Origin of the sequence: Nocardia sp. NPDC019323 (assembly GCF_044389845.1) — a bacterium.
GTDB classification, from domain to species: domain Bacteria; phylum Actinomycetota; class Actinomycetes; order Mycobacteriales; family Mycobacteriaceae; genus Nocardia; species Nocardia implantans.
In genome coordinates, this window is sequence record NZ_JBIRYN010000003.1 from 132,271 (window position 1) to 141,863 (window position 9,593).

The 9,593-nt window shown below is 66.1% G+C and carries 8 protein-coding genes and 2 pseudogenes; 5 read left to right on the plus strand and 5 right to left on the minus strand.

Going from position 1 to position 9,593, the window contains the following annotated elements:
* Positions 1-80: 80 nt before the first annotated feature.
* Together ACH49X_RS13650 and ACH49X_RS13655 are read left to right on the plus strand one after the other, a co-directional pair.
* Positions 81-1,451, plus strand: coding sequence for an AarF/ABC1/UbiB kinase family protein (locus ACH49X_RS13650; protein WP_357204935.1), 1,371 nt, complete (start codon positions 81-83; stop codon positions 1,449-1,451).
* A gap of 326 nt (positions 1,452-1,777) precedes the next feature.
* On the plus strand, positions 1,778-2,923 hold the full coding sequence (locus tag ACH49X_RS13655; protein ID WP_323123934.1) for an alpha/beta fold hydrolase: 1,146 nt from the start codon (positions 1,778-1,780) through the stop codon (positions 2,921-2,923).
* Positions 2,924-3,022: 99 nt separating this feature from the next.
* Here the strand turns inward: ACH49X_RS13655 and ACH49X_RS13660 are convergent, their stop codons facing one another.
* The 3 genes from ACH49X_RS13660 to ACH49X_RS13670 all read right to left on the minus strand — a co-directional run bounded on the left by ACH49X_RS13660 (position 3,023) and on the right by ACH49X_RS13670 (position 4,403).
* Positions 3,023-3,397 carry a phosphomannose isomerase type II C-terminal cupin domain gene (locus ACH49X_RS13660; protein WP_195077428.1) on the minus strand — a complete coding sequence of 125 codons (375 nt, stop codon included), beginning with the start codon at positions 3,395-3,397 and terminating at the stop codon, positions 3,023-3,025.
* Between the two features lie 83 nt (positions 3,398-3,480).
* Entirely contained in the window at positions 3,481-4,110 is a 630-nt protein-coding gene (locus tag ACH49X_RS13665; RefSeq protein WP_357204938.1) for a glyoxalase, read from the minus strand.
* Positions 4,111-4,250: 140 nt separating this feature from the next.
* Positions 4,251-4,403, minus strand: a complete 153-nt coding sequence (locus ACH49X_RS13670) for a hypothetical protein (protein ID WP_357204941.1) — start codon at positions 4,401-4,403, stop codon at positions 4,251-4,253.
* A gap of 182 nt (positions 4,404-4,585) precedes the next feature.
* Here ACH49X_RS13670 and ACH49X_RS13675 point away from each other — a divergent pair, with 182 nt between their 5' ends.
* On the plus strand, positions 4,586-4,768 hold the full coding sequence (locus tag ACH49X_RS13675) for a hypothetical protein (protein ID WP_357204944.1): 183 nt from the start codon (positions 4,586-4,588) through the stop codon (positions 4,766-4,768).
* Positions 4,769-4,887: 119 nt separating this feature from the next.
* On the opposite strand, the gene ACH49X_RS13680 is transcribed toward ACH49X_RS13675, so the two are convergent.
* Positions 4,888-5,517 carry a TetR/AcrR family transcriptional regulator gene (locus ACH49X_RS13680; RefSeq protein WP_195077431.1) on the minus strand — a complete coding sequence of 210 codons (630 nt, stop codon included), beginning with the start codon at positions 5,515-5,517 and terminating at the stop codon, positions 4,888-4,890.
* 348 nt (positions 5,518-5,865) lie between these two features.
* Here ACH49X_RS13680 and ACH49X_RS13685 point away from each other — a divergent pair, with 348 nt between their 5' ends.
* Entirely contained in the window at positions 5,866-6,657 is a 792-nt protein-coding gene (locus ACH49X_RS13685; protein WP_357104341.1) for a hypothetical protein, read from the plus strand.
* A gap of 993 nt (positions 6,658-7,650) precedes the next feature.
* Here the strand turns inward: ACH49X_RS13685 and ACH49X_RS13690 are convergent.
* A pseudogene (locus ACH49X_RS13690) lies at positions 7,651-7,997 on the minus strand (transposase); the annotation flags it as partial.
* 194 nt (positions 7,998-8,191) lie between these two features.
* Here ACH49X_RS13690 and ACH49X_RS13695 point away from each other — a divergent pair.
* Positions 8,192-9,467 (plus strand): annotated as a pseudogene (locus ACH49X_RS13695) (IS256 family transposase).
* Positions 9,468-9,593 lie beyond the last annotated feature (126 nt).

Sequence of the window (9,593 nt, forward strand, 5' to 3'; positions counted from 1 at the left end):
CTCGACAATTCGCGGTCCGGGTGCGAAGAATATCCGGACGTGCGACGCACGCCGCGCGGATGCTCATGGAGGTGCATGCCGTGGCCGATCGAGTGCCCGGAGGACGTCTGGCCAGGAGCGGTCGGTTGGGCAGACTGGCCGCGGGTCAAGCCGTGCGCGGGGTCGGCACCCGGTTGTCGATGATCGGCCGGACCGAAGAGGCCCGGCGAGTGCTGGCCGAGCGTTCCACGCTCGCGACCGCGCAGCAGGTCGTCACCGTGCTCGGCAGCATGAAAGGCGCGGCGATGAAGCTGGGCCAGATGTTGTCGGTGCTCGACGCCGACTTCGTTCCGGAATCGCATCGGGAACTCTTCCGCGGCAAGCTGGCCGAACTCCGCGATCAAGCGCCCGCCGTACCGTTCGCGGCGATGTCGAAGGTCATCGAGGACGATCTCGGGCCGCTCGCGCGCGTCTTCGCCGATTTCGACGAGACGCCGATCGCCGCGGCATCCATCGGCCAGGTCTATCGGGCGCGGCTGCACGACGGGCGCGCCGTCGCGGTGAAAGTGCAGTATCCCGGCGTAGACGAGGCCGTCCACGCGGACATGCGCAATCTCGAAACGCTCAGCAAGCTGTGGAGATCCATGCTGCCCAGCGCCGCCGACAGTGCCGTGCTGGACGAGATCGCGCGCAACATCGGCAACGAACTCGACTATCCGCGGGAAGCCAGGACCCAGCATCGCGTCGCGATGCGGTATCGCGGCCATCCTTTCATCACGGTGCCGGACAGTATCGAGGAATATTGCGCCCGAAGAGTTCTCGTAACGGAATTCGTCGCAGGAGAGAATTTTCAGCAGCTCCGGACGCTGCCCGACGCCGAACGCGATCGCTTCGGTGAGCTGATCTACCGCTTTTACATCAGTTCGCTGTTCCAGGACAACGAATTCTGCGGCGACCCGCATCCGGGAAATATCCTCCTCGCGGCCGACGGCCGGCTCGCGTTCGTCGATTTCGGGCTCTACGACCGGATGGACCCCGCGCATGTCGATTTCGAGCGCGCGTGTCTGCGGGCGGCCGGAGAACACCGCGCCGGAGACCTCTACGAGGCCTGGGTCGGACGCGGCATCGTCGACCCCGACGCGGGTGTCGCCGCGGAGGAGTGTTTGGAATACGTCTGGGCGGCGGCGGGGTGGCATTTGCTCGACGAGCGGATAACGATCACTCCCGAGATCGCCACCGGCGCGGTGATTCTCGCTGTCGATCCTCGTGCCGCCGAGTTCAAAGGTATGCGGCAGCAGTTGCTTCCGCCGGAGCACGTGTTCTCCCGGCGTGCGGATCTGTTCACCTTCGCCGTGCTCGGTCAGTTGCGGGTCACCAACAATTGGCACCGGCTGGCAAGGGAGTGGCTCTACCACGAGCCTCCCGTCACCGAGGTCGGGCGCGCCATCGCGAAATGGCGGGACAGTTTGTGACACCCGCTACCGCTTCTTTCCGATCGCCTGCCGGAAAGGGGAGGTGGCGCGGTTTCTCGCCGGCCGCCCGTCCTCGCCAGGTGTAGCTCGCGTTCCGCCGTTCTGTGGCCGCTCATATATGAGCCCGCAACTTCGCAGTGAGCCGCCCAGAGTCCCGCGCTGACCAGCATTTTCCACTGATCGGCGTCCTATCGTTGCTGCCGTTCGACATTGCGAGGCGCGCCTGCCGGCAAGGACAACGATGTCGAGATACGGAAAGGCATTCGATGAGATCAAGCGTCAGTCGGCGAATACTGCGTACCGCCGTATTCACCGTAACCGCGACCATGACGATGGGGTTGAGCGTGCTGACCGGGCACGCGGCGCCCGAGGCAGGACCGACGGAGCAGCAGCTGGCCGATTACATCGCGGCGGGCCGTAAGGCGGCGCCGGTGGCGGATTCGGGAAGCGCGGGGTCGGGTTCTGCGTGTACGTCGGGGAGTGGGGCCGGGTCGGGTAACGGCTCCGGTGACTGTTACGGAGGGTCGGGCAGCAGTTCGGGATCCTCGGGCGGTTACGCCAGCGACACTGTGGGTTTCGGTCCGCCGATGACGTCGTGGCTGGCGGCGTTCGGATACGGATTGACGCATCCGGACGTGGCGCCGCCGGGGACGAACGACTGGGCGTGTAAACCGACGGCCGAGCATCCGCGTCCGGTGGTTCTGGTGCACGGAACGTGGATGAACGCGTACAACGGATTCGCGTTCATGGGCCAGCCGATCAAAGACGCCGGATTCTGCACGTTCACGTTCAACTATGGGCGGTCGAATCTCCTGGAAGGCGGGGGCCTGGGATCGGTGCTGCCCGGGGTGATGGGCACCGGTTACATCCAGGATTCGGCCAAACAGCTGGCGGTGTTCGTGGATCGGGTGCTGGCGGCGACCGGCGCTTCGGAAGTCGATATCGTGGCGCATTCCCAGGGTGGATCGATGTCGAACTGGTACACGAAGTTCGAGGGCGGTGCGGCGAAGGTGAAGAATCTGGTCACTTTCGGCGCCACGCACCACGGGACTAGTTTGGACGGCATCGGCGCGCTCGGGCGGGCGATCAACAACTTCGGTATCGATGTGCTCGGTTTCGTGGAGATCTTCGTCGGGCACGCGGGAATCCAGCAGACGATCGGCTCGGATTTCGTCAACAAGCTGAACGAGCACGGCGACACGATCACGGGGGTGGATTACACGATCGTCGGCACGCGGTACGACGAGATCACCAATCCGTATGACCTGACGTTCCTGAAGGCGGCGCCGGGGGTGGCGGTGCAGAACATCACGCTGCAGGACGGGTGCGAGCAAGACGTGTCGGATCATCTGACGATGATGTATTCGCCGCGCGCGTTGTCGATCGCGCTGCGGGCTCTCGATCCGGCTGGTCACCCGAATCTGGAGTGCACGTTCAACCCGTGGCTGCTGGGCGGCGGCGGCTCACTCTGACGGTCCGCGCCACGGCGAAGTGCCCATCGAGCGACCTGGTCCCTCACTCGATGGGCACACCCATGTGACCGGGACGACCGCATGGTGACGGCGATTCGGTCAGACCGACTGTTTGGCCGGCTGATTCGTCTCCGACCGCCCGTAGTCGTCTTCGAGGCGGACGATGTCGTCCTCTCCGAAATAGTCGCCGTGCTGTACCTCCACGAAAACCAGTGGGGTCGGACCGGTGTTGTGAATGCGGTGAGCGGCGCCCAGCGGGATATCGATGGCCTCTCCGGTGCGCACTTCGACGGTGTCGCCGTCGAGCGTGACCAGCCCTTCTCCGGCTACCACGAACCAATGCTCGGCGCGGCGCGCATGTTTTTGGTAGCTGAGGCGCCGGCCGGGGTGTACCTCGATGGTCTTGACCTTGAAGCCGTCGCCTTCGGTGAGGATGGTGTAGCTGCCCCATGGGCGCTGAGAGGATTCGGTCACGGCGCTATCCTGCCTCAGCAGTCTCGTCCGGGAATTCGTCGGGGTGCGCACCCTGCGGTGGGGCGGGCCGGCGGTCGAACCGCTCAGTCGGCGGTCTCCCAGGCGAAACCGTCCGGGTCCACGAACGGGCCGATAGTGCCGCGGATGGCGAATCGGTGCGCCCCGGAGCCCTCTGGTGCGATGCCCGCGTCCTTGGCCGCGGCGCGCCGCCCGTAGAGCGCGAGTTTGACCGAATCGGCCGGGGTGGCGAACTCTACGTATTTGCTGCCGAAGCTCTTCGCCACGGCCAGGCCGCGGTCGACGTAGAACTGCTTGGTCGCTTTGACATCGTCGACCCCGAGGAGCACCACGAAACTGTCGACTTCCCGGGTGGCAGGCCCGGTGTTCTTCTTCGCCGACGTCGCCACCTTCCAGATCGCCCCGTCCGGAGCCTGCACCACGCCGCCGTAGCCCCAGAAGCTCTTCTTGACCGGCTTCAACGTCGTCGCTCCCGCGTCGACGGCGGTACCGACGAGGCTGTCGACGGTGCTCGGCTGCGACACCACCAGCGACAGCACGTAACCCCGAAAACCGGTGGTCGCAGCGTCGGAGGCGCGCAAGCGCACCTTGTCGCCGAGTCCGAACGCGGCAGCGTAGAAGGCTTCGGCGGCGTCCGGGTCCGGCACCTCGAGCACGACGGAATCGATCGCGGCCTGATCAGTGGTGAGGTTCATGCCCCCAACGCTAGGCGCCCCGCGGCGCGCGCCGCTTCTCGATTCCTGACCGGTCGGTCGCGCCGCCTGGCATCCGGTCCGAGACCATCCGGCAGCTCGGGCGACGGACGAATCCGGCGGAGCGCTCGCCGGGGCGACCCTCATGGGTCGAGGTTGTCGCCGGGAGGGAATACGTCCCGGACGACGGCGCGGACCACCTCACGCAACAACTGGTGTTCCGGTTCGCTGTCGTAGGCCGGATGCCACCACATGGCCTGCACCAGCGGGTCGAGATCGACCGGGCACGGCCGCACCGACAGGCCCCGGCGGTAGGCTGGTCGTCGGCCAGGTGAACGCAGTTAGGCCACCGACGGCGCGAACTCCATGCCGGCACAACTCAGTTGGACCAGCGACCTCCTCCCGACGACATCGACATGGTCGGCCACCCCGAACTACGGAACTGCGCGCCCGCGGCATCGAGCCGTGGGCGCAGATCGTGACCGAAACCTTCCTCACGGTCGGAGTCCGGGAAGCCGCCTACCACATCGAACCGGCGACCGGAGTGCGGTTCGTCTCCGGTCGCCACGATGCAGGCCCATCGCGGATCTGGGTCGCCGCACAACCGGCCGAGGCCGCAGCGCAGGGTCCCGGCGGGTCGCTGAAGCCGTCGACGTGCTGAGCCTGCTCGGAGCGGTCGGCGCGCCGTCCGGCGAACACGACACGGAGGTCACGCCGCACGGGAAGGTTTGAGCGGCCCTCGCCGCTCGGGGTGAGCACAGTCGTCGAAGGCGCGGACCCTCAGCGGGGCACCCCGTGCAGGATGAGCGTGTGCTCGATGCAGCGCGCGATGAATTCGTCGTCGAGCGGACCATCCACCACCAGGAGACGGAAATATATCGGGGCGGAGAGGGTTTCGAGCACTTCGCGGGCATCGACGTCCGATGGCAGCTCGCCGCGATCGACGGCCCTGCCGATGACGTGCGCGGTTCGGTCGAAGCGGTCGACCCAGAAGCGTCGGCGCGCCTCGGCGACCTCGGGGTCGGCCGACAGGGCGATGGTCGTGCCCAGTAGCCGCGCGATGCCGGGGCGCGAGAGCAGGTGGGAGATCTGTTCGGCGAGTTGCCGGAGATCGCCGCGCAACGTCCCGGTATCGGGAGCGGGGTTGCCCGCCGCCGCCAATTCGGTGACGGTCTCGGCGATCAAGGCCGTGCGCGTGCCCCAGCGCCGGTAGATCGTCGTTTCCGCCACGCCCGCCCTGGCCGCGACATCGCCGATGGTCAACCCCTCGATCCCGTGTTCGGCCACCTGTTCCAGCGTCGCGGTCAGTACCGCCTCGCGTACGCGCGCCGACCGTCCCCCGGTCCGCTTGCGCGGGGCCGGGGGCGGTGACAGTTCCTCGATGCTCGCGTCGCGTCCGCGCCGGTCCATGCCCCTGTTCTACTCGATGCGCGAGCCGGCGACCGGAGGACCGGGCCGCGAGCGGTTCGGTCAGCGCGGATACGCGGTGATCCAGTTGCCGAACTCGCAGGCCAGATGCCACTCGTGTGCGGCGATGTGCAAGAGCCGCAGGGAAGATCACCCGCGTGGTCAGGATCGACCGATTCCTCTCGTCGGGCGCTTAAAGCTAGGAAAACTTGCGTTTGTGAAGGTGTGGGATTACGTTGACGCTGGTCTGCCTCGTGGTTAGCCAACCGCGCTTCCCGAGCGGGCGGACGTTGGTTCATCCCCCGTCGACGGAAGTGGCCGGGACGGAAAGCGGAGAGGAAGGCGAGGCTCATGGGCGAGTCCATCGCGATTCGGACGTACGTTGGCGGCGAACAAATCTCGCGGGAACGAGTACGGGCATGGGAAGCCCGCCGCGCCGAAGTGGTGCTGACCAAACTCGCCCGCCGTCTGGGAGCGCGAGCCTTCGCCGAACTCGCGCCGGGAAAGCGTTTGGACGACCTGCTCGGCGCTCCGCTCGACGCGCAACGATCCGCGTTGACCTCGATGAAGACCCGCCTGGGTCACGCGGGCGTGTACGCCGCACTCAAGCGTGACCTCGAGATCTCCGAGCGGATGACGCGCACCGGGGTGGCGCTCAGCCGGGGCCGCACCGGGCACGCCGTCACCCGCCTGGAGGTTCCCGGTTACAGCGCCGAACGATTCGCCGCCTGGTTCTCCGACCTCACCGCCACCAACGCCGAGACCGATATGGTCGCCGCCTGCCCCGACCACTACCTCCTGCGCGGACTTCCCGACGGCCGCCAGGAAGTCGTCGAAGCCACCGGCGGGTCACCCCTGGCCACCCGATTTCTCGTCGACTACGGCAGAACCGAAGCACTCACCATCCCTGCCGACCCCCGCTACCCCCAGCAGATCGCGGGCCAGGCCCTGCTCGACGACGGCCTCGTGATCGGCGGCGTACGACACCAATTCCTCGACCGCCGCGGAACGATGGAAGCCCTGCTGACCGTGCAGTTCCCGGCGAGTCTGCCCGCCCGGTTCATCCGCGAGCACCGATGGCACCTGGCCGTGGAATTCGGCAACTGGATCATCGCCGCCGCATCCACAGCCGCCACGTCGTAAGTCGCCTCGGGCTCCACCTCGACGCCGATGACTCCGCGGGCGGGCAATGCGATGACAGCGTGTCCGTCCGGTGACCTTCGGGCCAGCACTACTCCGCCATCGAGTCGGGTCCGCTCCAGTCGGGTGCCCGGCCGCCACTCGAACGCGGTGCCGGTGTGCTTGTCGAGGACGCGACCTTCGTCGCCGCCGGTGGACAGATAGGGGACATCGCCGTCGCCGGTACGAACCACGCGGTTCGTGACCTGCGGTACGTAAACGAATATCTGCAACGGCGCCTGCGGCCGGATGACCGGCGCGATCAACGCCGACCGCCTGTGCCAGCAAACATCTCGCAGGGATCAAGTGTGGGGCGGTCCGGCAGATGGGCCAGGAATCGGAACAGGTCAGAGCGGTTTTCCGGGGGCGCCTTCGTGCGGGAAAGGGCCCTCCAGCACGCGGCTCGGGCGAGCGTCACGACTGACGTGAATCTGTGCGCGAGAGGGGACTTGACCACAGACCTGTGACAGACCTGACGGAAAATGGTGCTGGAGTGGTGTCTAGCCTAGATTGCTATTCGATAACGGTCAACCCGGTCAGCGGCCCTGTTGCTGGAAGTTCTTGCCATCAGACATGTTCAGAGACCGCTATGGACTTGCCGGACTGCGCCGGGTGGGCCCGGGAGGGTGCCGCGCCCTGGATTACCGTGCGCAAGCTGATATGAGCAACCTCCCGGTCGGAAAATCTGTCGCGACACGGTCCTTGCACAACGATCTTCTCATCGATGCCCTCGTCTGTCCGGCGTTCAGCGCCCTGACCGTCTCACCGGGTGCGCGTGCCTTTTACGACAAACACCGCGCCCGCGGACTCGAACATCAGGCTGCGCTGCGCCAGCTCGCCAACCGCCTTGTCGGCATCCTCCATGGCTGTCTCAAGACCCGAACGGTCTACGACAAAACCACCGCATCGTCCGTAAACGCCGAGAAAGCCACGTTTGACATTCAAGCCGTCGGGATGTCTCGCTCGCGCCAACGCCGCGTCGATCACCGCCCACGACCAGTCGATCAAGCCCTGGCTACCCAGTTCGTCGAACACCACGCGGTGTAACCGCCGCCAGAGGCTGGCCTCGGTCCAGGCGGTGAATCGGCGACGATGCGGCGTCGTGGACAGTGACCCCCGAACGGCGGCAGCATCCGCGACGCACAACCGCTCGTCAGCACGAACACCACCGCGGTGAATACGGCCCGCTCATCGACCGACGCCGTGCCACCCCCCTGCGGGAGAGTCTCGAACTTCGGCAACAATGGCTCGACCAGCACCCACAGCTCATCCGGGACCAGACGTTGCGACAGAGCATCGACCACGACCAGACGTCCTGCAGCACAGCCGGTTACGACACACACATCGAGCGATTTGCAACGACGTGAGACACGGTCTTAGGAAGGGGAGTGGCGGTTCCGGCACTCCCCTATGGGGACTGTCAGGAACTTTGGGGGTGGAGGTGATTCCGAACAGGTGCTGAAGTAGCCTGCGGCTGCTTCGGCGAGGAAGGATCACCTTGAACGACAACGTAACTCGGACTGCTGGTGGCGGGCTGGATGTTCGGATCGCGCAGGAGTTGGTGGAGCAGGCCCGCAGCGAGGGGCTGTCGCTGACCGGGGCCGATGGTTTGCTGACGGCGGTGACTCGCCGGGTCATCGAGGCCGCCCTGGAAGCGGAGATGACCGAGCACCTCGGATACGCCAAAGGCGATCGTGCGGCGGCGGCCGAGACCGAGGGCGGCAATCATCGCAACGGCACCAGCCGCAAGAGGATGCATACCGATATCGGGCAGGTCACCGTGGACGTGCCCCGGGACCGCGCCGGGGGAGTTCGAGCCACGGATCGTGCCCAAACACGCGCGCCGTGTCGCCGGGTTCGACGAGGCGGTGGTCAGCCTGTATGCCAAGGGGCTCACGACCGGTGAGATCCGCGCGCATCTGGCCGAGATCTATGGCGCGGATGTCTCGCGGGAGACGATCTCGAAGATCACCGACGCCGTGGCCGGCGAGCTGGCCGAATGGCAGTCCCGCCCGCTCGATCGCGTGTACGCGGTCGTGATGATCGATTGCATCTGGGTCAAGATCCGGGATGGTCAGGTCGCCTCGCGCCCTGTGTACGTGGCTGTCGGTATCGGACTCGACGGTGCCCGCGACGTGCTCGGGCTCTGGGTCGGCGACGGCGGTGAAGGCGCCAAGCATTGGATGGCGGTGCTGGCCGAGCTGCGTAACCGTGGTGTCGAGGATGTGTGCATCGTCTGCTGCGATGGCTTGAAGGGACTGCCGGAGTCCATCACCGAGATCTGGCCGCAAGCCGACGTGCAGCTGTGTGTGGTCCACCTCGTGCGGGCCAGCCTCAAATATGCTGGTAAACAGCACTGGGGGCCGATCAGCAAGCAGCTGCGTCAGGTCTATACCGCCCCGACGGTCGATGCGGCCGAAGCGCGGTTCGCCGAGTTCACCGCCGAATGGGGCGATCGTTACCCGATGATCGTCAAGACCTGGCGCGGTTCCTGGGAGCACTTCACCACGTTTCTGCAGTTCCCGCCGGAGATCCGGCGGGTCGTCTACACGACCAACATGATCGAATCGCTCAATGCCCGTTTCCGGCAAGCGGTGCGCCGCCGCGGGCACTTCCCAACCGACCAGGCCGCGTTGAAGGTGCTCTACCTGGTCATCCGCGACCGCCGCAAGAACCGGCCCAACGTCGTCGGCCACACCCCCGGCTGGAAACGAGCCCTGCAGCAGTTCGCCCTGATCTACGGCGACCGCATCACCGACCACACCGAAAAATAGAATCATCGCCTTCACCCACAAAGGTTCTGACACTCCCCTCCCCCTATGCGGCTATGCTCGCCTCCAGTTGATGGTTCTAGTCACAAACTGGAAAGGCTAGGGCGGGGTGTCGAAGGTTGGCCGTAC

Coding starts and splice junctions, on each gene's coding strand:
- ACH49X_RS13655 (WP_323123934.1), top strand. CDS start 1,778: ATGACGATGGGGTTGAGCGTGCTGACCGGGCACGCGGCGCCCGAGGCA.
- ACH49X_RS13665 (WP_357204938.1), bottom strand. CDS start 4,110: ATGAACCTCACCACTGATCAGGCCGCGATCGATTCCGTCGTGCTCGAG.
- ACH49X_RS13680 (WP_195077431.1), bottom strand. CDS start 5,517: ATGGACCGGCGCGGACGCGACGCGAGCATCGAGGAACTGTCACCGCCC.
- ACH49X_RS13685 (WP_357104341.1), top strand. CDS start 5,866: ATGGGCGAGTCCATCGCGATTCGGACGTACGTTGGCGGCGAACAAATC.